The organism is Frankia sp. RB5, from assembly GCF_059816245.1.
The window spans coordinates 84,079-109,108 of record NZ_JCBATA010000022.1 but is presented as its reverse complement, the minus strand read 5'-3'; the positions used below and the strand labels follow the sequence as shown (position 1 = coordinate 109,108).

Sequence of the window (25,030 nt, the reverse complement as noted above, 5' to 3'; positions counted from 1 at the left end):
TCACCTACACCAAAGTCCGCGCCCTGAGCCGCATCGCCACCCCCACCACCGAACACACCTGGCTCGACCACGCCCACAGCAACACCGCCGACCAGCTCGAACACCTCATCACCAGCCACCGCCAGAAGACCACCAACCCCACCGCCACCCACACCAAGCGCACCGCCCGCTGGCGCACCCGCACCGACGGCATGATCACCTTCACCGCCGTCCTCACCGCCGACGAAGCCGCACACCTCACCACCGCCCTCCACGCCACCCGCGCCAGCCTCGACGACACCACCCCACCCCCCACCACTGACACGGGCATGGGCACGATGGATGTCACCGACACCGACGGCGAACCCCCCACCAACGATGTCGACGCCCTCCTCGCCCTCGCCACCGCCTTCTTCCACCACCACCCACCCTCCTCAACCCCACCCACACCCTCAACATCCACCTCGAAACCACCACCCCCACCAGCACCAGCACCAGCACCAGCACCAGCACCAGCCAGAACAGCAAGAACGAGGACCCCCCGCACGACACCGCCGACAACGACCACACCGACGGCGATGACATCGACAGCGAGGACGGCGACAGCGGCGGCCCAGGAAGTGAGGACCGTCAACAAACGGCAGGACGCATACAAGGCACCCTCGGCGGCATCCTCGGCCCCCACATCGGACTACCCGCCACCGTCCTGGAACGCCTCGGCTGCGACACCTACCTCCGCGACCTCCACACCGACCAGCACGGCAACCCGCTGCACCACCTCGGCAGACGACGACGCTTCCCCACCAACCGCCTCCGCGACGCCGTCCACCTCCGCGACCGCGGACACTGCCGCTACCCCGGCTGCCGACGCACCCGATGGCTCCAAACCCACCACGCCCTCGGCTGGGAACAGGGAGGCACCACCGACATCGAAAACCTGCTCCTGCTCTGCAGCCGACACCACAAAACCATCCACGACCAGCACATCACCCTGCACCGATCGGGCCGCAACACCGTCTACGCCACCCGGGCCGATGGCACCCCCATCACCGCCACATCACCCACCCTCACCACCCACGACCTCGACGCACTCATCCGCAACCTCGACGGTGGAGGTGGAGGCCAAGGCGCGGACGTGCGCTGATCTATGAGAAGGCCACTGCGCGCCAGCATCCACTGGGCGACCGCCATGAGCTCGTCGTCCTGGTACCGAAGTGCCGGCTTAGCGCGACGTCGGCCGGGCGGTTGACGTCGGCTGGGCGAAGCGGCGGTGGCAGTGGCGGATGAGCACTCGTAGTGCCGGGTCGTGGGTGTCGCCCCAGACGAGGGCGAGGGCGGCGAGGGTGGGGACGTCCTCGATCGGCATGCTGCGCAGCCGGTCGGGCTGATCGTCCACCATCGACGCCGACAGGACGGCGACGCCGAGGCCGCGGGCCGCGAGCTCGGCGACAGCCGTCGGCGCCGCGGCCTCCAGCGTCACGCGCGGGCGCTCGCCGGCGGCCGCACAGGCCCGGTCGAACACCGCCCGCACGCCGGTGCCGGTCGGCAGGCAGGCGATGGGATAGGGCACCAGATCACCGACGCGCAGGCTGGACCGGACGGCCAACGGGTGAGCGGGCGCGACCGCGGCGACCAGCGGCTCCGCGACGACGGGCATCGCCCGCGGCCCGGACACCGCCCGCGGCTCGGGCAGGGCGCCCGCCCCGGACATGGTGCCAGCCCCGGACAGGAGTGGCGCGTCAGCGGGCGTGCCGACCAGGGCCAGGCCCAGCGACCCGGCGCGGACCTGGTCGAGAAGTCGGTCGGAGCTGTCCTCCGTCAGGGTGATCTCGATGCCGGGATGTTCGGCGTGGAAGGAGGCGAGCGCGTCGAACAGCGGCTCGAACGTGCAGGACGCGACCATGCCCACCACGATCCGGCCCCTGATCAGACCGTTCACCTCGTCGACGGCCGCCCGCACGGCGCCGACGGCCGCCAGCGCCGCCCGGGCGTGCTCCAGCGCCGCAACGCCCGCGGGCGTCAACGTCGCGCTGCGGCCCGAGCGGTCGATCAGGAGCGCGCCCAGCTCATGTTCCAGTACGCGGATCTGGGCGCTGACCCCCGACTGGCTGATGCGCACCCGCTGCGCGGCACGGGTGAAGTTCGCCTCCTCGGCGACGGCGATGAAGTACTCCAGCTGGCGCAGTTCCATAATCCGGGATTCTAGATCCCATCAGAATCATCTGTTGGACTACTACGTCTCCCGCTGGCGAGACTGGCGGCACAGCACACTGACCGGAACGGAAGAAGGAGTCGAGGATGACCGAGCACGAGGGCGCCCGCACGCCTGAGGATCTGACCAGGCTGTTCGTCGAGCGGGCGAACGCCGGGGACGCCGCCGGCATCGCGGAGCTCTACGAGCGTGACGCCGTCATGGCGTACCCGCCAGGTGGCCAGACCGTGGGGCGCGACGCCATCCGGGCGCTGTGGGAGAAGGTGCTCGCGGACGCGCCACGCTTCGAGCCCGAGGCGCCGCTGCCCACCCTGGTTCACGGCGACGTCGCGCTGACATCCACGGTGGCCCGGGATGGCGCCGGCGCCCGCGCGCAGGTCGCCCGTCGCCAGCCGGACGGCACCTGGCTGCGGCTGCTCGACCAGCCCGAGTTCGTCCGGGCCGACGGTTGACCGGTCAGCTGCCCCGGTAGGTCGAGTAGCCGAACGGCGCTAGCAGCAGCGGGACGTGATGGTGCTCGGCCGGGTCGGTGACCGCGAACGTGATCGTCACCTCGGGGAAGAACGCCGAGCGCGCGTGGGTGTCGAAGACGAGCCGCCAGCGGCCGGGCGCGGTCAGCGGCAGGCCCGCGAGCCGGCCGTCGGCGTCGGTGACCCCGGACGCGACGGCCGTCCAGACGCCAGCCTGTTCCGGGGAGGCAGCCTGTTGCGGGGAGGCAGCCTGTTGCGGGGGCAGGCCGCGTTCAAGGCGGACTGGTACGCCCGCGGCGGGACGTCCCGCCGCGGTGTCCAGCACATGGGTGGACAGGCCCATCAGCCCCTCCCTCCGGTGATCAGGCGCCGGTGATCAGGTGGCGGATGCGCAGGGCGGTGATCTCGGCCTGTTGGCCTGCGGCGATCCGCAGTTCCTCGGCCGGGCCGTGGGTCATCCGCTCGTGGAGCACCGTGAGCATCTCCTCGGCGGTGCGGCCCGCCGCCCGGACCAGGAAGATGTAGCCGAAACGGTCCTCGTACTCGGCGTTGCCGGCGGCGAAGGCGGCCCTGATCTCGTCGGACGCCTCGTCCATCGCCGCCTGCTCCCGCCGGGGGGCGTCGAGGGAGACGAGCGAGGCCCGGGCGGTCGTCGGCGGCGCCGGGGTGCGGGTGGGGCGCTCGCCGATCCGGGGGTGCGCGGTGAACGCCTCCAGCCAGGCCGGCTCGGGCAGCGCCCACCATTCCTGCTCGGCGGCGGGCAGCAGCCCGGCCAGGGTGCCGAACGGGCGGCGCTCCACCACTGCGGCGGCCCAGTCCTCGGAACCGCAGCAGGCCAGCAGCTCCTCGATCGCGGCTTCCGGGGACAGCGCGTCGAACCAGCGCATGGCGAGCGACTCCCGCCCGGTCGACGTCGGCAGGCCGGTCAGGCGCAGCCGGGCGAGGCCGCCGTCGGGGATGGCGTCGATGCGCACATGGGTGGCCTGGACGGGAACCTCCAGGTCGAACAGGTGGCGGGTGTTGGGCTGCACCCGGGTGCGCGGCAGGAGCGGGAACCAGTCGCCGATGGCGCTGACGTCGTCGGGGTCGAGCAGGTCCGGGTAGTCGGCCGCCCACAGCTCGACGGCCCGGGGGGCGTTGCCGCGGAAGTGGCTGGTGTCGACTTCAGCCCGCACGATCAGGCCCTGGGTGACCAGGCGCACCACCGCCCAGTCGTGCCCCGTGCCGCGGCGGCGGCGGGTCTCCCAGCCCTCCCCCATCGCCCGGGCATCACCGGAGGCGTTGAGGTTGTGGCGGTCGCCATAGTGCATGTCGCTGGCCGCGACGACAACCCCGCCCAGGTCGGCGGCGGCGAGGTCGGAGGTGACATGGTCGAGCAGCCGGGGATCCGGCACGACCGTGCCGTGCACGCGCAGCCGGGCGACGCCGCCGTCCGGGTGGATCGTGAGCCGCAGGTGGGTGATGCGGGTCAGGCCGTGCTCGGCCACGGGCAGGACGTTGGCGGCGTCGGCGGTCACCGGGGTGCGCGGCACGAGTTCGACCCAGTCGACGGCGGGGTCGGCCGCCTCGGCCGCCGAGGGGTAGCCGGCGAGCGTCGCCCCGTGGATCGTGACGGCCTCCGGCGCGTTGCCGGTGAAGTGGGTGGTGTCGACGGTGATCGCCCGGGCGATGCCGGGCGAGCCCAGGCGGACGATGGCCCAGTCAGCCCCGGGCAGGTCGCGGCGACGGCGGGTCTCCCAGCCGTCCGTCCACTGGCCGCGCTCGGTGAACACGCCCGGCCGGACCACGGGCGCCTCGGGCAGCAGCATCCGCTCGGCGAACGCGAAGAACTCATCGTTGACGGCCACGACCGTGCCACCGAACCGGGCCGCCGCCAGATCGGCAAGGTTGGTCAGATCGGGCTGGTCACTCATCAGAATCCCTCTCGGTCAGACGGGTGGCGGCACGGGCCCCGCGGGGACAGGATGGGGCACCGCGTTTGCGGGACGCAAAGAGTACGTCTCTCATCGGGTGATACGTCCCTCATCGGGCGAGCAGCCGTCCGCGGGGCGGACGGTTGCCGTCGGCGCGCACCCCCCGGAGGTAGGTCGCCTGGACCAGTCCGGTCAGGCTGCGGCCCGCGTAGGGGGTCAGCGGGTGGCGGTGGTGCAGCATGGCTGGTTCGACGACGAACGACGCGTCCGGGTCGAGGACGACGAGGTCGGCGTCGGCGCCCACCGCGATCCGGCCCTTGGCGCGCAGGCCGGCGAGGTCCGCCGGTCCCGTGCACATCCAGCGGACCACGTCGGCGAGGCTGTGGCCACGCGCGCGGGCCCCCGTCCACACGGCGGGCAGCCCGATCTGCACGGACGCGATCCCGCCCCAGGCGGCGGCGAAGTCGCCGGTGTCGATCTGCCTGACCGCCGGCGTCGACGGGGAGTGGTCGGTGACGACGCCGGCGAACAGTCCCTCGGCGAGCGCGTCCCACAGCCGGTCCTGGTTCGTCCGGCCCCGGATGGGTGGGGCGCACTTGAACACGGTGGCGCCGTCGGGCACCTCCTCGGCGGTGAAGGTCAGGTAGTGCGGGCAGGTCTCGACGCTCAGCGGCAGTCCCTCCACCCGGGCGGCCAGGACGTCGTCGAGCGCGTCCGCGGCGGACAGGTGCAGCACGTGCAGCCGGGCGCCGGTCGCCGCGGACAGCGCCGCGAGTCCCGCCACCGCCCGCTTCTCCGCGGCCGGTGGCCGGGAGGCCAGCCAGCTCGCGAACGCCCGGCCGACCACCGGCGGGGCCGCGGCGAGGACCGTGGGCGACTCGGCGTGCACGACGGTGAGGGCGCCCATGCGGGCGGTGTGCCCGACGGCGGCGGCCAGGACGTCCATCGACACGTGCGGGAACTCCTCGACCCCGGACGGGGCCAGGAACGCCTTGAATCCGAAGACGCCGGCGTCGTGCAGCGCGGCGAGGTCGCGCTGGCGGCGGGTGTCGGCGCCGATGATGCCGCCCCAGAAGCCCACGTCGACGGCGATCTGCCCGGCGGCCGCGGCCCGCTTGGCCTCGAGGGCGGCGAGCGACGTCGTCGGCGGGATCGCGTTCAGCGGCATGTCGATGATCGTGGTGACGCCGCCGGCGGCCGCCGCCCGGGTCGCGGTGGCGAATCCCTCCCACTCGGTGCGGCCGGGCTCGTTGACGTGCACGTGGCTGTCGACGACGCCCGGCATCAGCACGAGGTCGCCGAGGTCGGTCACCGGCACCCCCGCCGGCGCCTCGGTCAGCACCGTGACCGCCGTGATCCGGCCGGCCTCGACGTGTACCGCCGCGGGACGCTCGCCGTCGGGGAGGATGACCCGGCGCGAGCGCAGGACCCGCGGGCGCTCGGGCAGTGCCAGGCGGGGCAGTGCCAGGCGGGAGAGTGCCAGGCGGGGCAGTGCCAGGCGGGAATCAGCCAGGGCAGGGCCAGAAGGGGCGGAGTCGCTCATGCTGGCGGGTCACCTCCAGGGGCGCCAGGCAGGTCGACAGGGTTTTCCAGATCAACGAGGTCCTGCGGGCGGACGGGGACGCGGCGCAGGTCGCGGCCCACCGCCGCCCGGATCGCCGCGACGATCGCCGGCGTCGCCGTGCAGGTGGGGGCCTCACCGACACCCTTCACCCCGTACGGGGCTTCCGGCTGTGGCTCGGTGACGGCCACGAAGTCCAGGTCGGGGACGTCGGCGGCGGTGGGCAGCAGGTAGTCGTGGAAGGTCGGGTTCGTCACCCGCCCGCCGTCGGTGACCAGCTCCTCCATCACGGCCAGGCCCAGGCCCTGCGCGGTGCCGCCCTCGACCTGGCCGCGCAGCGCCAGCGGGTTGAGCACGGTGCCGCAGTCCTGGGCCAGCGCCATCGACACGACCCGGACCAGCCCCAGGTCGAGGTCGACGTCGACGACGGCCCGATGCGCGGCGGCGGCGAAGGCGACGTGCGGATCCCCCTGGCCGGCGGCGTCGAGCGCGGTGGTGCGCCGGTGGTGAAAGGTGAACTCGGCCTCGACCGGGCCGGCGGCGAGCGCGTCGGCCAGCGTGAGGCGCAGGCCCGCCTCGGCGCCCACGATCCGTCCCGCGGTGATGCGCAGGCTTGCCCCGGGCGCCTCGACGACCCGCGCTGGCAGTCCGGCGGTGCGGGCCACGCGGGCCAGCAGGCGGTCGGCGACCGCGACGCACGCTCCGCGCACCGCCCCGCCGCTCATCCAGGTCTGGCGGGACGCACTGGTGGAGCCGGCGCTACCGATCGCGGTGTCCGCCGGGCGCAGCACGACCTGGTCGACGCCGAGCTCGGTGCGGGCGATCTGCTCGGCGATGGCGACGAACCCCTGGCCGACCTCGGCGCAGGCGCTGTGGATGCTGGCCCGCGGGGTGCCGTCGGCGGCGAGGTCGAGGCGGACGCGAGCCACGGAGGAGTCGTCCATGCCCTCGGAGAACAGCAGGTTCTTGTAGGCGAGGGCGTATCCGACGCCGCGACGCACCCGGCTCGGGTCGGCGGCGGCGGGCAGGCCGCCGGGCAGGGTGAGGCCCGTCGGGCCGGCTGGGCCAGCCGTCGGTGACGGGGGCAGGGGTCGGGCGGCGACGAGCTGGATGAGTTCCCGGGCGGGTAGCGGGCCGCCCATCACCTGGCCGGTCGGCAGGATGTCGCCCGGGCAGATGGCGTTGCGCACGCGCAGCTCGACGGGGTCCAGGCCGACAGCGTCCGCCAGCCGGTCCAACTGGGCCTCGTGGCCGATGGTCACCTGCGGAACGCCGAACCCGCGCATGGCCCCGCAGGGCGGGTTGTTGGTCCGCACCACCACCCCGTGCAGCCGCGCGTGGGGCACCCGGTACGGACCGGCCGCGTGGGTGACCGCGTTGGCCAGCACCGCCGGGGACGACGACGCGTAGGCGCCGCCGTCGAGGACCAGACGGGCCTGGACGCTGACCAGATCGCCGGCACGGGTGGCGGTGTGCCGGAACCACATGCGGGCGGGATGACGGTGGGGATGGCCGAGGAACGACTCGACCCGGTCGTAGGCGATCCGGACCGGCGCCCCCGCTGCCCGGGCCAGCAGCGCCCCGTGGATCTGCAGGGTGATGTCCTCGCGCCCGCCGAACGCGCCCCCCACCCCGGCCAGGGTGAGCCGGACGAGATCCTCCGGCAGGGCCAGGCAGGCGGCGAGCTGCTCGCGGTCGGAGTGCAGCCACTGGGTGGCGACCCGCAGGTCGACGCCACCGTCCGCCGCCGGGGTGATGAGGGCCGCCTCGGGTGCGAGGAACGCCTGGTCCTGCATGCCGACGACGTAGTGGTCCTCGATCACCACCGGACCGTCGCGGTCGGGGTCGCCGTGGCGAACGTCGATCTCGCGGTAGAGGTTGCCTGCCGGGTGCAGGCGAGGCGTGTCCGGGGCGAGCGCGAGCGCGGGATCGGTGTGGGGCGGCAACGGCTCGTAGTCGACCTCGATCGCCGCGAGGGCGCGGCGGGCGGTACGGGCGTCGACGGCGGCCACCGCGGCCACCGGCTCCCCGGCGTAGCGGGCCTCGGTCGCGGCGAAGACGGGCTGGTCGGCGATGATCAGCCCGTAGGTGGCGACGCCGGGCACGTCTGCGGCGGTCACGACGGCCGCGACGCCCGGCAGCTGGCGGGCCGTCGCGGTGTCGACGCGGCGGATCCGCGCCCGCGGGTGTGGGCAGCGCAGGGTCCGCCCGTGCAGCATTCCCGGGACCCGCAGGTCCCCGGCGTAGGGGAACGTCCCGGCCACCTTCGCCGGGCCGTCCGGGCGGCGGGCGGACGCGCCGACGCCGCCGCTCACCGTGCGTCCCTGTCTCGTTGGACGGCCCTGTCGCGCTGGACGGCCTGGACGGCGGCGATGATCCGGCCGTAGCCGGTGCAGCGGCAGATGTTGCCGGCCAGCGCCTCACGCAGTTCGTCCGCGTCGGCGTCCGGCCGGCGGGTGAGCAGGTCCGTCACCGCGACGACGAAACCGGGCGTGCAGAAGCCGCACTGCACGGCCCCCTCGGCGAGAAACGTCGCCCGCACCGCGCGGGCGAGCCCGACGGTCCCGAGCCCGGCGACGGTGACGACCCGGGCCCCGTCCGCGTCGGCGGCGAGCACCGTGCACGACGCCGCGAGCCGGCCGTCGAGCAGCACCGAGCAGGCGCCGCACCGCCCCTGCTCGCAGGCGTCCTTGACCGCCGTCACGCCGAGGGCGTCACGCAGCACCGTCAGCAGCGAGTCCCCGATCCAGGCACCGCTGACCGTGCGCGGGAACCCGTCGACGTGCAGCCGGTAGGTCTCCCCGCCACTCACGTCGGCTCATCCGGTGTCGCGGCGGGGAGCAGGCAGCGGGTGAACGCGCGGCCGGCGAGCACGCCCGCCGCGTGCCAGCGGTACTCGGCCGACTCCCGCGGGCCGACGGGCAGGGCCGGCGCGATCCGGGCGGCCGCCGCGGTCACCAGGTCGGCGAAACGGCGGGCCGCGGCGGGTGACGCCGTCCCGGTTGCCCAGTCGATGTCGCCCGCGGCGGCGCTCTCGGCCTCCTCCATCCGGGCCGGCAGCCGGCCTACTCCCCCGATCGCGCAGGTCAGGCTGCGGCGTAGCCGGTCGACGAGGACGGCGCAGGAGACGACGGCGGGGAAGGCCGCCTGCCGTCCGCCGATCTTGAGGTAGGTCTGCGGACCGCCCGGTCGGGCCAGGCGCACCGCGGTGACCACGGCACCTGGTGCGGGGCCGGCGGCGAGGAAGCGGGCGAGCGGCAGCCGAGCGGGCCCGCTCGGCGAGGCGGTGAGCACCTCCGCGTCGGCGGCGGTGAGGAACGTCAGCAGGTCGCCGGCCGGCCGGGCCGAGCCGAGGGCTCCGCCGACCGTGCCGGTGTTGCGGATCTGCACGGACCCGACGACCCGGGCGGTCCGGGCGAGCCCCGGCGACAGGGACCAGCCGACGAGATCGGTGTAGGTCACGCCGGCGCCGACGGTCAGACTGTCGGCGCCGGCGCCGCGCACGCGCAGTTCCTGCACCCGCCGCAGGGCGACGACGGCGTCCGCGCGGCGCTCGCCGGAGCGCAGCGCGGGCACCAGGTCCGTCCCACCGGAGAGCAGGACGACCTCGGTACCGGACTCGCGGGCGCCGGCGAGCATGTCCACCGCCTCCCCCACCGTGCGCGGGCGGTACATCGCCGACGCGGGGCGAGCGGGCGAGGAGTGCATGGCATCCGACACTAGAGGCGGAACGTTACGTTGATGTTCGTCGCATCGTCGTCACCCAGTGTTACATGCTCGGCGTCGCGAGGAAACACGAAGACGTTTTTCTCGGGGTAGGGGCCCTTGTCCCCCTTTGGCCGGATCGGTCGTGTCCGCGTCGCGCGACTGTGCGATACAGGAGGGGACCGGGATAGGAGGGGACCGACGAGCGAGGTGGGCATGTCACGTCGTCTGAGGAACACCACTCCCGCGCTGCGCCATGGCTGGCATCCGGTGGCCCGCTCGACGGAGGTCGGCGACGAGCCGGTGGCCGTGCGCCTGCTCGGGGAGCCCTGGGTGGTCGCCCGGCTGGACGACAGGCTGGCCGCCTTCGCCGACCGGTGCCCGCACCGGCTCGCCCCGTTGTCCGCCGGCCGGGTGGACGCGGACGAGCTGGTCTGCGGCTACCACGGGTGGCGGTTCGTCGCGTCCGGCGAGTGCACGACGGTGCCCGCTCTCGGCCCTGGCACGCCACCGCCCAGACGGGCCAGGGCGGTCCCCGCCTGGGGGGTCACCGAGCGGCATGGCCTGGTCTGGATCGCGCCGCGGGAGCCGGTGGCCGAGCTGATCGAGCTGCCCGAGGAGCACTCGACCGGCTTCGACTCGGTGTGGCTCGAGCCGACCCGCACCACCGCGTGCGCCGGCCTGCTGGCCGACAACTTCCTGGACACCGCGCACTTCCCGTTCGTGCACGCGGACACGATCGGCGCCGGCGAGGACACCGCCGTCCCGCCCTACCGGGTCACCCCCGACGGCGACGGCTTCGTGGTCCAGCTCGAGCAGGTGGTGGCCAATCCGGAGGATCCCCTGGTCGCGACGGGCGAGCACCCCCTCGTCCAGCGCCGCTGGACGACCTACGTCTACCGGCCGCCGTTCATGCTCCGCCTGCGGATGGAGTACCCGGACGCCGGCACGATCACCAGCATCCTGTTCTGCCTGCAACCCGAGGACTCCGGCGCCACCCGCGTCTACACCCGGGTGCTGCGCGACGATCTCGGGGGCGACGCGGACCGGCTGGCCGAGGCCGCCCGCTTCGAGCAGCGCGTCCTCGACGAGGACCTGGCTCTGCAGGAACGCTTCGACCTCGACGGGCTCCCCCTGCTCGGCGACGACGGCGAGCCCGCCGAGGAGGTGAGCATCCGCGCCGACGCGGCGGGAGTCGCCCTGCGCCGCGCCCTGGCCGCCCTGGTCGACCGGCACACTCCCGCGACGGCCCGGGAGCGCCGCGTCGCCCGGCGAACGGCGGATATCCGACAGGCAAGGCGCTGACTTCCCAGCTCAACGGCTCGGCGCGCAACCTACGATGGAGATCGCCGATGCGGGCCGGGAGGCAGGACTTCATGACGGAGCTGGGGAGCGGGGCGGTCTGGGCCGATCTCGATCCGCGGGAGTTCGAGCGGTTCCGCCGGCTGGTGAGCGCGTCGGGTCGGCGTGCCGAGGCGAGCCTCGCGGGGCTCGCCGACCGGGAGCTGGCCGTCGCGCTCGGGGTGGCGTCGGCGCAGGGCGCGTTGCTGCCCGAGGCGCTGCTGCTGTTCGGCCGGCCGGAGGCGATCCGGTGGCACCTGCCGTTCCACGAGGTGGCGATGCAGGTACTGCGGGGCGAGGTCGCCGAGGTCAACGACTTCTTCCACTGGCCGCTGTTCCGGCTGGCCGAGGAGCTGCTCGCCCGGTTCCGCGCCCGTACCGCCACGCAGGCCGTCCGGTACGAGCTCGTGCGGGTGCAGGTCCCCGCCTGTTCGGAGCAGGCGTTCCGGGAGCTGCTGACCAACGCGCTGACCCACCGGGACTACACCGTCCCGGGCGTGGTGCACGTCCGCTGGGGCGAGGACGGCATCCAGATCGCCAATCCGGCCCGCCTGGGTGTCGACCCGCGTCCCGGCACCGCGCTGTCCGGGCTGCCCGTGGCGCGCAACCCGCTGCTCGTGGACGCCTTCCGGCGGGCCGGTATCGCCCAGCGCACCGGGCGGGGCGTCGGTCGGGCGATCGCCGAGCAGCTCCGCCACGGTCTCGCCGCGCCGCGCTTCGAGCGGTCGACCGACCGGGCCGTCATCGCCCTGCTGCCCGGCGACGACCCCGATCTCGCCTTCGCGCGGTACGTCGTGGCCCGCGAGCATCTCGGCCAGCCACTGGGACGCGCCCACCTCCAGCTGCTGACCGCGCTGATCCACCGCCATCGGCTGCGGACCGCCGAGGCGGCGGCGCTGCTCACCACGGACCGATCCCATGCCCGGGCGACGCTGTTCGGCCTGCTGCGGGCGGGCCTCGTGCAGGTCAGCGGCGACAGCGCCGGCCGTACCTGGCAGCTGACCGACCAGGTGCGGCGCGACCTTCGCGACAGCGCCGCGCACGTCCGCGACCAGCTCACCGGTCGGACCGGACCGGCCACGCCCGCACCTGCCACGCCCGCACCTGCCGCGCATGGCCCGGCTGGGCCCCACGCGTCGGCGGGATGGGCGATCCCGGACGCGGGTCCTGCCCTGCCGCCGGCGCGGCGGGCCAGCGGTCGTCCCTGACGGGCCCCGCTCAGGGACGGGTGTGCAGGAGGCGGCCGAGGGACGCCAGGGTGCGCAGTGGGGACGGGAGAGTGCAGCCCAGGGCCGTGGCGGCCGTGTCGACGGCTACCAGTTCGCCGAGCACCGCCTCCCAGGGGGCGTCGCTCATCAGGCCGAGCAGGGGCAGCGGGCAGGCCGCGCGCACCCAGCCCTGGTCGACGACGGCGAAGCCGCCACCCATGCCCTCGATCGCCCGCGCGACGGTCAGCATGTCGTCGTCGCGAACCCCAATGATGATCACCTGACCGGGGTCGCGGCCGGTGGTGAACCCCAGCGCGCCGCGTACGAGCCCGCAGCCGCGCAGCAGGCCGATCTCGACCGAACCGCCGTCCCCGGTCTGGCTCGAGAAGACCGCGACCTTCTGCAGGTCACGGGTCGGATCGGCGGTGACCTGCTCACCGCGGACGGTCGGTGCCATCCGCGCCACGCGGACCTGATGGCGGGCCGCCGCAGCCGGCCGCGTGCCGGCGGCGGGCCCGAGCGTCGCCGCCGCGGGCGAGGGCAGCGGAACAGCACTGTCGATGCTCGCCACGGCGACGCTGCCGTCGCGCCCGCCGGGGCAGGCGAAGGAACCGGCGTGCAGGTCCGCCGGCAGCCGGACGCGACCATCCGCCCAGGACGGTGGCGGATCCGCGTTCTCGAACAGCGGCCGTCCGCGTTCGGCGGCGATGCGGCCGCCGGCGACGACGACGTCCGGGGGCGCGGCGTCCGCCAGCGCGGCGACCACCTGCAGGTCGGCGAGCCGCGCGGGGGCGATCGAGCCGAGCACCGCCTCCAGGCCGTGCGCGCGGGCGGGTAGCAGGGTGGCCCGCCGGATGGCCTCGATCGGGCTGGTTCCCTGGCTGACGGCGAGGTGCACGTCATGGTCGACGTGGCCGTGGGTGGCGAGCTCCGCGACGGTTCTGATGCCCGCGCGGACGGGGCTGGCGAGGGCCTGGCGCAGCCCGTCGCCAGCCCCCGCCGCCAGCGCGGACAGCCCGTTCGTCCCAGTGGCGGACGGTCCGATACCGCCGCCCGCGCCGGCGGGCGCCCGGCCCGCACGGGCGAGGATCCGCAGGGGCGTCGCGGAGCCGGTCGCGAACTCCACCGCACGGGTCCCACCGAGCGCGGTGAGCGCGGTCGAGTCGGCGAGCAGGGTGCCGGTGCCGTGCGGGACGATGAGCCGGGCCAGTTCCCCCGGGCTGAGCAGGGTGTCCTCGATGCGCAGCCCGGCGTCGACGTAGGCGGGCAGCACGTGGCGGCCCGCGGCGTCGAGGGAACGCCGTCCGCCCAGCACCCCTGGCTTCGTCACCGCGGCGATGTACCGCCCGACGATGAGGATGTCCCGGCTGACCACGCTGCCGTCGTGGACGACCACGACCAGCCCGCCGCGCACGACGAGATCCGCGTCCTCGTCGCCGCGGGCCACCCGGCGCAGCCGCTCCACCTGGACGGCCGACGGCACCAGCCGCTCCACACCGGCCAGCCGCTCAGCACCGGCCAGCCGCTCGACGGGTTCGGGGCGGCCCGCCGGCTGGGCGGGCGGCACGGGACGGCCGGCGTCCGGCACCGCCGGTGGGCGGCGCGGGATCGTCGACCGGGTTGTTGACGCCAGCCAGGGTCCGCGGCTGGTGCGTGCGACGTTCACGCGTGATCCTTTGTCCTCATCCTCGCGGCTGTCCTTGTCCTCGCGGCCACCGCTAGCTGCCGCGTCCCGAGTTCGGGCCATACCGGGCGAGGACGATCGCCTCGATGACGCCGACGACCGCGTACAGCGCGATGCTCGCCGCGGTGATGACGACGACGGACGCCCACACCCCGCCGTAGTCGAAGGTCTGCTGGGCGCGCTGCATGGAGTAGCCGAGGCCCTTGCCGGTGGCCAGCCATTCGGCCAGCAGGGCCCCGATGATCGCGCCGGGGACGGCGATCCGCGCGGAGACGAACAGCGCGGGCAGGGCGCTGGGCAGCGACACCTTGCGCAGCACCGTCGCCGGGCCGCCGCCGTAGGCGAGCACGAGGTCGGCGGCGGCCGGCGGGCCGGAGCGCAGGCCGAAGACCAGGTTCACCAGCGACGGGAAGAACACGATGATGCCCGCGATCACCCCGACGGCGGTCAGCCCCCGCCCGAACACCAGCGTGAGCAGCGGGATCATCGCGACCAGCGGCACGGAGCGCAGCATCAGCGCGACCGGCATCAGCGCCCGCTCGACCGAGCGGAACAGCACGAACGTGACGGCCACGACGATCGCCGCCGCCGTGCCCACCAGGTAACCCATCCCGGCGTCACCGAGGGTCCGCCACAGGCCGTCGAGGATCACCCGTCGGCTCCGCGGCGCCTTCTCGGCGGTGAACAGGTAGTCCCAGACCGCCTTCGGGTCCTTCGCTACCAGGGAGTTCAGGTCGAAGACGGCGATGAACGCGTACCAGAGCCCGATGATCACGGCCACGGACGCCACCACCGACAGCATCGTCCGTCCCAGCCGCCACGCGACCGTGGCGATCATCCGGCACCGCCCGGGTTGCCGCGCGGCGCCCACGGCGTGAGCAGCCGGGCGGCCAGCGCGGTCAGCGCGTAGCCCAGCCCGGCGACGGCCGAGGCGACCACGGCCAGCGCCCACGTGCGCGGGACCTCCAGCGCCTGCTGCGAGTGGACCATCGCCACTCCCAGGCCACGGTCGGCGCCGAGGTACTCACCGATGATCGCGCCGAGGACGGCCGCGGGCGCGGCGATCTGCAGCCCGGCGAAGGTGCTGGGCAGGGCGGCGCGCAGCCGGACGTGGCGCGTCTGGCGCAGCGGCCCGCCGCCGCTGGCCCGCACCACGTCGAGGCTCGCCGGGTCGGCGGCCCGCAGGCCCAGCAGCGTGCCGACCATCGTCGTGAAGAACACCGAGATGCCGGCCAGCGCGATCTGCGGGGTGCTGCCGTCGAAGACGGTGGTCAGGATCGGCCCGATCGCGATCACCGGCAGGCAGTAGGACGCCACCCCGATCTGCAGCAGCACCCGCTCCACGACCGGAACGCCGAAGAAGACGACGGCGAGGCCGATGGCCAGCCCGTTGCCGATCAGCCAGCCCTTCAGCGCGATGCCGATCGTCGCCCGGGCCGACGTCCACATCAGGCGATGGTCGTCCCACAGCGCCCGCACGACCTCCCACGGGGTCGGCACGACGCCGCCGTTACTCAGGACGGTGACGGCGAGCAGCCACCACAGCGCGAGCAGGCCGACGACGCCGACCAGCCCGCCGACCCAGGCCGGCCGTGCGGTCATGCGTCGCTGCCCACCGGCGCCGGCGCCGGCTCTGGCGCCGCGGCGGGCGCACTGCCGGAGAAGAGCAGGGCGGACAGCTCGTCGTGCAGTTCGTGGAAGCGGGGTGAGCGCAGCATCTCCGGGGTGCGCGGGCGCGGCAGGTCGATGTCGACGAGGGCGGAGATCCGGCCGGGCCGCGCGCTCATCACCGCGACCGTGTCGGAGAGGATCACCGCCTCGGGGATGGAGTGCGTGACAAGCACCGTGGTCGTGGCACGCTCGCTCCAGATCCGCAGCAGCTCGAAGTTGAGCCGCTGGCGGGTCATGTCGTCGAGCGCGCCGAAGGGCTCGTCGAGCAGCAGCACCCGCGGTTCGACGACCAGCGCGCGGGCGATCGCGACGCGCTGGCGCATGCCGCCGGACAGCTGCGCGGGCCGGGCCTTCTCGAAGCCGGTCAGCCCGACCAGGCTGATCAGGTCGGCGATCACCGAGCGTTCCACCTTCACGCCGCTGACCTCCAGCGGCAGGCGGATGTTCGCCTCCACCGAGCGCCACGGCAGCAGCGCCGCGTCCTGGAACGCGATGCCGAGATGGTGGCCGCGCCGGGCGGCGGCCGGATGCTCGCCGTGGACCAGCACCTCGCCGGCGCTCGGCGCCTCCAGATCGGCGAGGATGCGCAGCACCGTCGACTTCCCGCACCCGGACGGTCCGATCAGGGTCAGGAACGACCCCTCCTCGGTGGAGATGGTGACGTCCTCCAGCGCGTGCACGGTCCTGCGGCCGAGGCGGAACTCCTTGCGCAGGCCCACCACGCTCACCCCGGAGCCGGAGCCTGGGGCAGCACTCATATCAACTCCGGCTTCTCCTTGTACAGTTCGCGGAGGATGGACAGGTCGAAGAGCTTGTCCGCGGTGAGGTCGACGCCGGCGATCTTCAGCGTCGCGATGTTCTCCTCGACCAGCTCGTCGGTGACGGTGAACAGGCCGTTCTTCTTCGTCTCCGCGGTGAGAATGAGTTTGTTCTGGTCGGTGCTCTCCAGCACCTGTTCCTTCTCGTCGAGGCCGAGGTCCTTGCCGTAGACGGTGGCGGCGAGCTTCGCGCCGAGCGCCGGGTCGGCGGTGGCGTCCTTCCAGCCGCGGATCTCCGCGGTGAGGGCCGCCTTCACCTTGTCCCGGTTCTTCGCGATCGACTCGTCGCTGACCATGAAGGTCTCCGAGACGAGCGGGTAGTTGTGGTCGGCGAGCAGGAAGGTGGTGACGTCGAAACCCTTCACCCGCAGCGAGTTCGGTTCGTTCGTGACGAACGAGAACCAGCCGTCGACGGTTCCCGTGGTCAGCGGCAGCGGGTCGAACTCGACGGGGACCTTCGTGATCGCGGAGGGGTCGATCTTGTTCGCCTTCAGGAAGGCCGTCCAGACCGACTCGTTCGTCGCCTGCACACCGATCTTCTTGCCGAGCATCTCCTGCGGGGAGGTGATCGGCTTCTTCGTCAGCGACATGATGGCGAAGGGGTTCTTCTGGTACTGCGCACCGATGATCTTCAGCGGCGCACCCTGGGTGATCGCGTTTCCGGTGATGTCCGGCGAGGAGATGCCGATAAACGCCTTGCCCGTCGCGACGTCGGTGTCCTGCGGCGTCGCCGACGGGCCGCCGGCGATCAGGTTGACGCCGGAGAATCCGGCCGCCTTGTAGTAGCCGCGCTGGTCGGCGATGTACTCGCCAGCGAACTCGACGTTCTTGATCCAGGACAGCCGGATGGCGAGCGTTCCGAACGATCCGGAGCCACTCGAGCTCGAGTCCTCGTCGTCGCTGCCGCACGCGGCCAGCAGACCGCCCCCACCGACGGAGAGCAGAGTCGCTCCCGCGGTCACGCCCATGCCCCGGCGGAGGAAACCCCGCCGATCCAGACCTTTTGTCACCAAACCCCCATCGACTGCGCCCGCCCACCCGAGCGGTCTCCCGGACGCTAGGAAGGAGGCGTATCCGTCCCATCGCACCCAGGTGAATTGCGGGTAACTCCATTCTGGCCCCCGCCCGGCCGAGCTCGGACAGCACCCGCCGAAATCCGGCGCGGCGAAACACCGCCGAAACCTGAACGCCCAGAACCGGGATTCACGTTCATCTGTCCGACATCGGGCCCCGGGAAGTGCGTCGCGCATCCGCGCCGCGGCGGCCTGCTAGGCTTCGCGCTCGTGCTGCTCAGCCCTCATGAACAGGAACGGCTGCTCATCCATGTCGCGGCCGGACTCGCCCGGGAACGACGCGCCCGCGGGCTTCGGCTGAACCATCCCGAGGCGACGGCGATCCTCACCTCGTTCCTGCTGGAGGGGGCCCGCGACGGCCGCACCGTCGCTGAGCTGATGCACGCGGGCCGCACCGTGCTGACCCGTGAGGACGTCATGGACGGGGTGCCGGAGATGCTCGCCGAGGTCCAGGTCGAGGCCACCTTCCCCGACGGCACCAAGCTGGTGACCGTCCACCGGCCGATCCCGTGATCCCCGGCGAGATCCTGCCCGGCGAGGGGTCCATCGAGATCAACGTCGCCCGGCCCGCCCGGACCCTGGTCGTGCGCAACACCGGCGACCGGCCGGTCCAGGTCGGCTCGCACTACCACTTCGCCGCGGCCAACCCCGCGCTCGACTTCGACCGGGACGCCGCCTGGGGCCACCGGCTCGCGGTGCCCGCCGGCACGGCCGTCCGCTTCGAGCCGGGCGTGGAGCGCGAGGTCGCCCTCGTCCCGCTGGCCGGCGCCCGCGTCGTCCCCGGCCTGCGGGCCGAGTGGGCCGGCGCGCTGGACAGCCGCACCGCCACCGCCGCCCTGCCAGGCTTCCTGGGAGAGGGATCGTGACCAGCCTCGATCGCTCGCGTTACGCCGCGCTGTACGGCCCGACGGTCGGGGACCGCATCCGGCTCGCCGACACCGACCTGTTCATCGAGGTCACCGAGGACCGCAGCCGGGGGCCGGAACTCGCCGGCACCGGCGACGAGGCGGTCTTCGGCGGCGGCAAGGTGATCCGCGAGTCGATGGGGCAGGCGCGGGCCACCCGGGCCGAGGGCGCGCCCGACCTGGTCATCACCGGTGCCGTCGTGCTCGACCACTGGGGCGTCGTCAAGGCGGACGTGGGGGTGCGCGACGGGCGGATCGTCGCGCTCGGCAAGGCCGGCAACCCGGACACGATGGACGGCGTCCACCCGGACCTGGTCATCGGCCCCGGCACCGAGATCATCGCCGGCAACGGGAAGATCCTCACTGCCGGGGCGGTGGACTGCCACGTGCACCTGATCTGTCCGCAGCAGGTGCCGGAGGCGCTCGGCGCCGGGATCACCACGCTGATCGGCGGCGGCACCGGGCCGGCCGAGGGCACCAAGGCGACGACCGTCACACCCGGCCCGTGGAACCTGGCCCGGATGCTCACCGCGATGGACGACTATCCGGTCAACATCGTCCTGCTCGGCAAGGGCAACACGGTCCACGAGGCGGCGATGTGGGAGCAGCTGCGCGCCGGTGCCGCCGGCTTCAAACTGCACGAGGACTGGGGCACCACCCCGGCGGCGATCGACGCCTGTCTGCGAGTGGCGGACGCGTCGGGTGTGCAGGTCGCGCTGCACTCGGACACGTTGAACGAGGCCGGTTTCGTCGAGGACACCCTCGCCGCGATCGCCGGCCGGGCGATCCACGCATACCACACCGAGGGTGCCGGCGGCGGCCACGCACCGGACATCATCACGGTCGCGGCGGCCGGCAACGTGCTGCCGTCGTCGACGAACCCGACCCGCCCGCACACCGTCAACACCCTCGACGAGCACCTCGACATGCTGATGGTCTGCCACCATCTCAACCCGAGCGTGCCCGAGGACCTGGCCTTCGCCGAGAGCCGGATCCGGCCGTCGACGATCGCCGCCGAGGACGTCCTGCACGACCTCGGCGCCATCTCCATGATCGGCTCGGACTCGCAGGCGATGGGCCGCATCGGCGAGGTCGTGCTACGCACCTGGCAGACGGCGCACGTGATGAAGCGCCGCCGCGGCGCGCTGCCCGGAGACGGTGGCGCCAGCGGCGGAGCGGACAACGCCAGGGCTCGGCGCTACGTCGCCAAGTACACGATCTGCCCGGCGGTGGCGCACGGGCTGGACGCGCAGATCGGCTCGGTGGAGCCCGGCAAGCTGGCGGATCTGGTGCTCTACGATCCGGCGTTCTTCGGGGTGCGCCCGTCGCTGGTGCTCAAGGGCGGGTTCATCGCCTGGGCGGCGATGGGCGACGCGAACGCCTCCATCCCCACCCCGCAGCCGGTGCTGCCCCGCCCGATGTGGGGGGCCGCCCGCGGACCGGCGGCGGCGACGTCGCTGACGTTCGTGGCGCCGGCCGCGATCGAGGACGGCCTGCCCGAGCGGCTCGGCCTCGCGACGCCCGTCGTCGCGGTCGAGGACGTGCGCCGGCGCGGCAAGGCCGACCTGCCGGAGAACACCGCCACCCCGGACATCCGCGTCGACCCCGACACGTTCACCGTCTACGTCGACGGGGAGGCGATCGAGGCCGACCCGGCCAGCGAGCTGCCGATGGCCCAGCGGTACTTCCTGTTCTAGCGGGCGGCGTTCTTGATGAACTGCTGGCGGTAGCTGGCGCGGTCGCCGGCGTAGTAGCCGGCGCGGACGTGCCGGCGGGTGGCGTCGTCCTGCGTCGCGCGGGCGGCCGAGTGCCACAGGTAGGCGTCATGCAGCAGCAGGTCGCCGCGGTTGGCGTAGAGGGCGATCTCCCCGGGGACCCTCTCGAAGCCCAGCGGCATCGGCGCGGGGGGCTCGGCGTCGGTGTATCCCCCGGCCGGGCGGGCGTCCGCCGGCACCTCGACGTTGTTGATGTTGAGGTAGGGCGCCGGCGTGGCCCAGCGGTGCGAGCCGGGGACCACCCGCAGGAACCCGTTGGCGGGGCTGGTCTCGTCGATGTGGATGGTGAACGCGGCCCCGGGCCAGACGTCGAGGCTCGGCATCGCCTGCCAGTCGGAGTGCCAGCCGATGCGGGTGTAGCCGGACTCCTGGCCGGGACGGGCGTCCTGGAACACCACCCCGGAACCGGCGCCCTCGAGCATCCACACCTGTCCGCCGAGCAGCCGGCGCAGCAGTTCTACCAGCAGCGGATGCGTCGCCGACGCCCGCACCGCCGGGGAGAGCTCCTCCACGTGCTCGACGTAGTTCACGTACGGCCGCGCGTCGGAGCCCGCCCGCGCCAGGACCGACACCGCCCGTTCGGCGGACGCCCCGTTCCCGTTCGGCTGGGCCTGCCCCTGGTCAGGGCGGTCCAGGTGGCGCGCGTCGAGGTACTGGGTCGAGCCATGACGCCGCGAGACGGATCCGGCGAGGACGCCCTGCTGCGCCCGGACACACTCGTCCTCGATCCGGTCGATCAGCGACGGCGCGAGCAGGCCGCGGAGCAGGACGAAGCCATGCTCGCGGTAGAAGTCGGCCAGGCCCGGCACGGCCAGCGGATCGGGCCCGTCCGGATCGATGTCGAAGACCCCGAGGCCCGCGACCTCGGGCATGGACGGCACGCCGCGTGCCGGCTCGGCGTGACCGCCGCCGCCCGGCCGTGGGCCGCCGCCCACCGCACCGGTCTCGCCCTGGCCAGACCTCGGATCTCCCACGCGCCGTCCCCTTCCCTCGCTGCGCTCTCGACGGCCCGGGCACGCTTGCGACCAGGCCTTTCGGAACATCACACGGTACGGGCGAGGAGTTTCGCCCTCGTTGCCATGGCGCCCGCCGACGCCCGCTAGTGTCGGGTGCGGCCACGCGTGCGGTGACCGGTGCCGTGGCTCGACCCCGAGCTGGACCGCTCGCAGTCCCACTCGTGGTCGTGGCTGTCCCACCTGGCCTGATAGCCCGCCGCGCAGCGGGGTTTCGGCGGTCGGTCGTTCCCACAGGAGGCAAGTGCCGGCACCAGCACGGCCGGCGCCAGCAGCAGGCCGGCCAGGCGCAGCCGGCGGGCACCTCGTCGATGCATCGGTCCTCGTCCCCCATCCCCGTCCCACGCGGCCGTCCGGCCCGCCCGGGGCTGAACTCTCGCACAGGAGGTGCCGGACATGACCGAACTGTCGCCCGACCGACCGGGGCTGGGCGCCGCGGCGGAGTCCGCGGCGCGGCGGGCGACGCTGCTGGTGCTGGCGGACGGCCGAATGCCGACCGGGGGGCACGCCCATTCGGGCGGGGTGGAGGCGGCGGTCGTGGAGGGCAGCCTCGCGGACGTGTCTGACCTGGAACGATTCCTGCTCGGCCGGCTGCACACCGCGGGCGTGGTCGCCGCCGCCTTCGCCGCGGCGACCTGCCTCGCGTTGGCCGGCGACACGGGCGCGGATCCCGGCATCGCCGAGTTGGACGCGGAACTGGACGCGCGCACCCCGTCCCCCGCCGCGCGGGCGGCCAGCCGAGCCCAGGGGCGCACCCTGCTGCGCACCGGCCGCGCCGCCTGGCCGGTCCCGCCGGGCCCACGCGCCCCGCATCACCCGATCGCGCTGGGCATGGTCTGCGCCGGCGCCGGGCTGGCCCCCGCGGACGCCGCCCTCACCGCCGCGCACCTCACGGTCACCGGCCCCTCGACGGCCGCGACCCGCCTGCTGGGTCTGGACCCCATCGCCGTCACCGCCGTCACCGCCCGGCTCGCGGGGGACGTGGCGGGCGTCGCGCGGGCGGGCGAGCGGGCCGCCGGTCTCCCGCCCCGCGACCTGCCGGCCCACACCGGCATCCGGCTTGAGCACCTCGCCGAGCGCCACCGCCTCGCCAGCCCGCGCATGTTCACCTCCTAGTAGGCAGCGCCCACCAGCAGCGGAGCCAGCCGTTCGAGCTGGTCGACGGCCGCGGGGAGATCCGCCGCGAACGGATGCACGAGGACGTGGTCGGCGCCGGCGTCGAGCTGCGCGGTCAGCCGGGCCGCGACGGCCGCCTCGTCGCCCCAGGCGAGCAGGTCGTCGATGAGCCGGTCGCTGCGGCGGCCGAGCACATCCGCCTCGCTGTACCCGAGGCGCAGGTAGTGCCGGGCGTACGGGGAGTGTGCGGCCCCCACGCCGGCGTCGAAGATGGCCCGCAGCCGGCTCCTCGCGGTGTCCGGATCGGTCTCGAGGACCACGGACTGATGCGGGATGACCAGCGAGCCCGGCCCTACCGCCGCCCGCGCGGCCGCCGTGTGCGCCACGGGCTGCAGGAACGGATGGACCCCGTGCGCGCGCTCGCGCGCGAGCTCGTGGGCCCGAGGCCCGAGGGCGGCCAGCACCAGCGGGTAGTCCGCCAGCTGGTTCGCGGTGTCGGCCGGCCGCGCCATCGCGTCGAGGTACTCGCGCAGCATGCCCAGCGGGCGCTCGCCGGAGTGACCGCCGAGCCCGAGCACGAACCGGCCCGGATAGGCCTCGGCGAGCGTCGCGGCACCGGTGTGCATCGCGGTCGCGGCCCGGTTGCCGATGTTGGCGATCCCCGCGCCGACCACGATCCGCTCGGTCGCGGCGAGCATCAGCCCCAGCTGCGCGAACGCCTCCCGGCTGCGCATCGAGGAGGCGACGGGCGTCTCCCCGGTCCAGATCGAGCCGTATCCGAGCCGCTCGATTCGGACGAGCTCCCGCCGCTGGACCTCGACCGAGGTGGCGCCGAGCACGTAGGGCGGAATCCAGACACCGAACCTGCCCAGTCGCTCGCGGACTCGTTCCACCATCATCCGTGCCACCCTTCGACGCTCGCCACCAAAACGGAGGATGCCTCCGCTGGATCGGGGTCAGCTTACCGGAGGCATGCTCCGCAAAGGTCGTGCGGGCGGTGAGCGCCGAGGAGGTACCCTCCCCTCGCCACCGCAAGGGGAGAGACGGCCGACCGTGGCGCGGCGGAGACAGTGGTGCGGCGGAGACAGTGATGCGGCGGAGACAGTGATGCGGCGGAGGGAGTGGCGGTGAGCGGTCCCACCGGCACCCGGCCCAGACGTTCGGACGCGCGAGCCAACCGCGACCGTCTCCTCGCCCAGGCTCGCCAGGCCTTCGCCGAGCACGGCATCGACACCTCACTGGAGGGGATCGCCCGCCAGGCCGGGGTGGGCATCGGCACGTTCTACCGCCACTTCCCCTCCCGCGAGGCGCTGCTCGAGGCCGTGCTGCACGACCGGTTCGACCTGCTCACCAGGCGGGCCCAACAGTTGTCGGCCATGGCCGCGCCCGAGGAGGCGCTGATCATCTGGCTGCGGGAGTTCCTCGACTTCGCCAGCACCTATCGCGGGCTCACCGCCGCGCTCGCGCGCACCCTGCGGGACGCTGACAGCGACCTGCACGCGGCGTGCACGTCGATGCGCGGCGCCGGCGCGTCGCTGGTCACCGCCGCCCAGGGGGTGGGCGCACTGCGCCGCGACCTTGGCGTCCTTGAGGTGTTCACGCTGGTCACCGGCATCGCGTGGGCGTTCGAGCAGTCCTCCTGCGGCGCGCCCGGGCCGCTCGCGATCGATCGGGTGCTCGCGCTCGCCCTCGACGGCCTGCGTGGGCCGGCCGCTGCCGAGGACCCGGCGGCGGCGCCGCGGTGACGTCCCTGTCCCCGGCGGCGCACCGCACGGGTCGCACGGCGATCCGCGCCAGGGCGGCGATCCGGGTCGACCTCGGGCCGCAGGGGTTGCCACGGGTGAGCGACCTGCGCTCGGAGGTTCCGATCGTCCTGCGCCTGACCGCCACGCAGCGGGCGACGGCGACGGATCAGGCGGCCGCGACGGTGCACCTGGTGGGTGCCGCGGCGGGCCCGCTGGCGGGCGATGACCTACGGCTCGACATCGCGGTCGGCGGCGGGGTGCGGCTGCTGGTGCGCTCGGTGGCCGCCATGGTGGCGCTGCCGGGATGGGGGCCGGGGCCGTCGCGGTTCGCCGTGTCCGCCGAGGTCGCCGACGGCGGCGCGCTGGAGTTCGCGCCGGAGCCGACCGTCGTCGCCGCCGGCGCCGACCACGCGTCGACGATCGACGTCCGGCTCGGGGCCACCGCACGGCTGCTGCTGCGGGAGGAGATCCTGCTGGGCCGCTTCGGCGAGGCCCCGGGATCGTTCCACGGAACCCTGCGCGTCGACGTGTCCGGCGCCGGGCCCGCCGCGACGCCGGCGCCGCTGCTGCGCCAGGACCTCGTGCTCGGCCCGGACGTGCCGGGCATGCGCGGGCCAGCCCATCTCGGCGCGGCCCGCGCCGTCGGCTCCCTGCTGGTCGCCGGGCCCGAACAGGCTGGACCCGCGGTGGACGCCGGCGTCGCCGACGGCGCCGCGCTGCTGCCCCTGGCCGGACCGGGCTATCTGGTCTCGGCGATCGCGGACGACGCCGTCAGCCTGCGGCGACGGCTGCTCGCGGGGCCGGCGGACCCCGTCTGGCGGCGGGCGTAGCCGACCGCCGG

At 74.1% G+C, this 25,030-nt stretch carries 26 protein-coding genes; 10 read left to right on the top strand and 16 right to left on the bottom strand.

Features of this window, described 5'->3' with window-relative positions; all coding sequences use genetic code 11:
- Positions 1-4 precede the first annotated feature (4 nt).
- Positions 5-664, bottom strand: coding sequence for a hypothetical protein (locus tag AC6EXY_RS14250; RefSeq protein WP_499817403.1), 660 nt, complete (start codon positions 662-664; stop codon positions 5-7).
- Here AC6EXY_RS14250 and AC6EXY_RS14245 point away from each other — a divergent pair.
- Positions 563-1,123 carry an HNH endonuclease gene (locus tag AC6EXY_RS14245; protein WP_499842347.1) on the top strand — a complete coding sequence of 187 codons (561 nt, stop codon included), beginning with the start codon at positions 563-565 and terminating at the stop codon, positions 1,121-1,123. The genes AC6EXY_RS14250 and AC6EXY_RS14245 overlap by 102 nt on opposite strands.
- Before the next feature lie 78 nt (positions 1,124-1,201).
- On the opposite strand, the gene AC6EXY_RS14240 is transcribed toward AC6EXY_RS14245, so the two are convergent.
- Positions 1,202-2,170 carry a LysR family transcriptional regulator gene (locus AC6EXY_RS14240; RefSeq protein WP_499817404.1) on the bottom strand — a complete coding sequence of 323 codons (969 nt, stop codon included), beginning with the start codon at positions 2,168-2,170 and terminating at the stop codon, positions 1,202-1,204.
- Positions 2,171-2,277: 107 nt separating this feature from the next.
- On the opposite strand from AC6EXY_RS14240, the gene AC6EXY_RS14235 reads away from it, so the two are divergent.
- On the top strand, positions 2,278-2,643 hold the full coding sequence (locus tag AC6EXY_RS14235) for a YybH family protein (RefSeq protein ID WP_101830432.1): 366 nt from the start codon (positions 2,278-2,280) through the stop codon (positions 2,641-2,643).
- Positions 2,644-2,647: 4 nt separating this feature from the next.
- Here AC6EXY_RS14235 and uraH read toward each other — a convergent pair whose 3' ends face one another.
- The 6 genes from uraH to AC6EXY_RS14205 form a co-directional block, all read right to left on the bottom strand.
- On the bottom strand, positions 2,648-3,004 hold the full coding sequence (gene uraH / locus AC6EXY_RS14230; protein ID WP_499817405.1) for a hydroxyisourate hydrolase: 357 nt from the start codon (positions 3,002-3,004) through the stop codon (positions 2,648-2,650).
- 19 nt (positions 3,005-3,023) lie between these two features.
- Positions 3,024-4,574, bottom strand: a complete 1,551-nt coding sequence (locus AC6EXY_RS14225; RefSeq protein WP_101830434.1) for an allantoicase — start codon at positions 4,572-4,574, stop codon at positions 3,024-3,026.
- Positions 4,575-4,683: 109 nt separating this feature from the next.
- Complete coding sequence (gene allB / locus AC6EXY_RS14220) at positions 4,684-6,117, bottom strand: allantoinase AllB (RefSeq protein WP_101830435.1); 1,434 nt, start codon at positions 6,115-6,117, stop codon at positions 4,684-4,686.
- Positions 6,114-8,450 (bottom strand): xanthine dehydrogenase subunit D, encoded by a 2,337-nt coding sequence (gene pucD, locus AC6EXY_RS14215; RefSeq protein WP_101830436.1) that lies wholly within the window; start codon positions 8,448-8,450, stop codon positions 6,114-6,116. The genes allB and pucD overlap by 4 nt, the downstream gene beginning before the upstream one ends.
- Positions 8,447-8,947 (bottom strand): (2Fe-2S)-binding protein, encoded by a 501-nt coding sequence (locus tag AC6EXY_RS14210; RefSeq protein ID WP_101830437.1) that lies wholly within the window; start codon positions 8,945-8,947, stop codon positions 8,447-8,449. The genes pucD and AC6EXY_RS14210 overlap by 4 nt, the downstream gene beginning before the upstream one ends.
- Positions 8,944-9,843, bottom strand: a complete 900-nt coding sequence (locus AC6EXY_RS14205) for an FAD binding domain-containing protein (RefSeq protein WP_499817406.1) — start codon at positions 9,841-9,843, stop codon at positions 8,944-8,946. Before AC6EXY_RS14205 ends, AC6EXY_RS14210 begins: the two co-directional genes overlap by 4 nt.
- A gap of 213 nt (positions 9,844-10,056) precedes the next feature.
- Here AC6EXY_RS14205 and AC6EXY_RS14200 point away from each other — a divergent pair, with 213 nt between their 5' ends.
- The gene (locus AC6EXY_RS14200) at positions 10,057-11,145 is read left to right on the top strand and encodes a Rieske 2Fe-2S domain-containing protein (RefSeq protein ID WP_101830476.1); all 1,089 of its coding nucleotides are present in this window, start codon (positions 10,057-10,059) and stop codon (positions 11,143-11,145) included.
- Between the two features lie 71 nt (positions 11,146-11,216).
- Complete coding sequence (locus AC6EXY_RS14195) at positions 11,217-12,389, top strand: ATP-binding protein (protein WP_499817407.1); 1,173 nt, start codon at positions 11,217-11,219, stop codon at positions 12,387-12,389.
- 10 nt (positions 12,390-12,399) lie between these two features.
- On the opposite strand, the gene AC6EXY_RS14190 is transcribed toward AC6EXY_RS14195, so the two are convergent.
- Genes AC6EXY_RS14190 through AC6EXY_RS14170 form a run of 5 tightly spaced genes read right to left on the bottom strand, consistent with a single transcriptional unit; the run spans position 12,400 to position 17,530 of the window.
- Positions 12,400-14,055 carry an adenine deaminase C-terminal domain-containing protein gene (locus tag AC6EXY_RS14190; RefSeq protein ID WP_499817408.1) on the bottom strand — a complete coding sequence of 552 codons (1,656 nt, stop codon included), beginning with the start codon at positions 14,053-14,055 and terminating at the stop codon, positions 12,400-12,402.
- A 52-nt stretch (positions 14,056-14,107) separates the two neighbouring features.
- The gene (locus AC6EXY_RS14185; protein WP_499817409.1) at positions 14,108-14,911 is read right to left on the bottom strand and encodes an ABC transporter permease; all 804 of its coding nucleotides are present in this window, start codon (positions 14,909-14,911) and stop codon (positions 14,108-14,110) included.
- Entirely contained in the window at positions 14,908-15,675 is a 768-nt protein-coding gene (locus AC6EXY_RS14180) for an ABC transporter permease (protein ID WP_101830439.1), read from the bottom strand. The genes AC6EXY_RS14185 and AC6EXY_RS14180 overlap by 4 nt, the downstream gene beginning before the upstream one ends.
- The gene (locus AC6EXY_RS14175) at positions 15,672-16,502 is read right to left on the bottom strand and encodes an ABC transporter ATP-binding protein (protein ID WP_101830440.1); all 831 of its coding nucleotides are present in this window, start codon (positions 16,500-16,502) and stop codon (positions 15,672-15,674) included. Before AC6EXY_RS14175 ends, AC6EXY_RS14180 begins: the two co-directional genes overlap by 4 nt.
- On the bottom strand, positions 16,499-17,530 hold the full coding sequence (locus AC6EXY_RS14170; protein WP_101830441.1) for an ABC transporter substrate-binding protein: 1,032 nt from the start codon (positions 17,528-17,530) through the stop codon (positions 16,499-16,501). Before AC6EXY_RS14170 ends, AC6EXY_RS14175 begins: the two co-directional genes overlap by 4 nt.
- A gap of 315 nt (positions 17,531-17,845) precedes the next feature.
- On the opposite strand from AC6EXY_RS14170, the gene AC6EXY_RS14165 reads away from it, so the two are divergent.
- Genes AC6EXY_RS14165 through AC6EXY_RS14155 form a run of 3 tightly spaced genes read left to right on the top strand, consistent with a single transcriptional unit; the run spans position 17,846 to position 20,237 of the window.
- Positions 17,846-18,148: an urease subunit gamma gene (locus AC6EXY_RS14165; RefSeq protein ID WP_101830442.1), complete on the top strand. Its 303-nt coding sequence runs from the start codon at positions 17,846-17,848 to the stop codon at positions 18,146-18,148.
- Positions 18,145-18,501 carry an urease subunit beta gene (locus AC6EXY_RS14160; RefSeq protein WP_101830443.1) on the top strand — a complete coding sequence of 119 codons (357 nt, stop codon included), beginning with the start codon at positions 18,145-18,147 and terminating at the stop codon, positions 18,499-18,501. The genes AC6EXY_RS14165 and AC6EXY_RS14160 overlap by 4 nt, the downstream gene beginning before the upstream one ends.
- Positions 18,498-20,237, top strand: a complete 1,740-nt coding sequence (locus AC6EXY_RS14155) for an urease subunit alpha (RefSeq protein WP_101830444.1) — start codon at positions 18,498-18,500, stop codon at positions 20,235-20,237. The genes AC6EXY_RS14160 and AC6EXY_RS14155 overlap by 4 nt, the downstream gene beginning before the upstream one ends.
- Here the strand turns inward: AC6EXY_RS14155 and AC6EXY_RS14150 are convergent.
- Positions 20,234-21,187: a phytanoyl-CoA dioxygenase family protein gene (locus AC6EXY_RS14150; RefSeq protein WP_101830479.1), complete on the bottom strand. Its 954-nt coding sequence runs from the start codon at positions 21,185-21,187 to the stop codon at positions 20,234-20,236. The two genes, AC6EXY_RS14155 and AC6EXY_RS14150, sit on opposite strands and share 4 nt — an antisense overlap.
- 227 nt (positions 21,188-21,414) lie before the next feature.
- Complete coding sequence (locus AC6EXY_RS14145; protein WP_101830445.1) at positions 21,415-21,645, bottom strand: hypothetical protein; 231 nt, start codon at positions 21,643-21,645, stop codon at positions 21,415-21,417.
- A gap of 79 nt (positions 21,646-21,724) precedes the next feature.
- Here AC6EXY_RS14145 and AC6EXY_RS14140 point away from each other — a divergent pair, with 79 nt between their 5' ends.
- On the top strand, positions 21,725-22,444 hold the full coding sequence (locus AC6EXY_RS14140; protein WP_243407225.1) for an urease accessory protein UreF: 720 nt from the start codon (positions 21,725-21,727) through the stop codon (positions 22,442-22,444).
- On the opposite strand, the gene AC6EXY_RS14135 is transcribed toward AC6EXY_RS14140, so the two are convergent.
- Positions 22,441-23,343, bottom strand: coding sequence for a TIGR03620 family F420-dependent LLM class oxidoreductase (locus AC6EXY_RS14135; protein WP_499817410.1), 903 nt, complete (start codon positions 23,341-23,343; stop codon positions 22,441-22,443). The two genes, AC6EXY_RS14140 and AC6EXY_RS14135, sit on opposite strands and share 4 nt — an antisense overlap.
- A gap of 228 nt (positions 23,344-23,571) precedes the next feature.
- Here AC6EXY_RS14135 and AC6EXY_RS14130 point away from each other — a divergent pair, with 228 nt between their 5' ends.
- Positions 23,572-24,189, top strand: coding sequence for a TetR/AcrR family transcriptional regulator (locus AC6EXY_RS14130; protein WP_101830481.1), 618 nt, complete (start codon positions 23,572-23,574; stop codon positions 24,187-24,189).
- Positions 24,186-25,019, top strand: a complete 834-nt coding sequence (locus AC6EXY_RS14125) for an urease accessory protein UreD (RefSeq protein ID WP_499817411.1) — start codon at positions 24,186-24,188, stop codon at positions 25,017-25,019. Before AC6EXY_RS14130 ends, AC6EXY_RS14125 begins: the two co-directional genes overlap by 4 nt.
- Positions 25,020-25,030 lie beyond the last annotated feature (11 nt).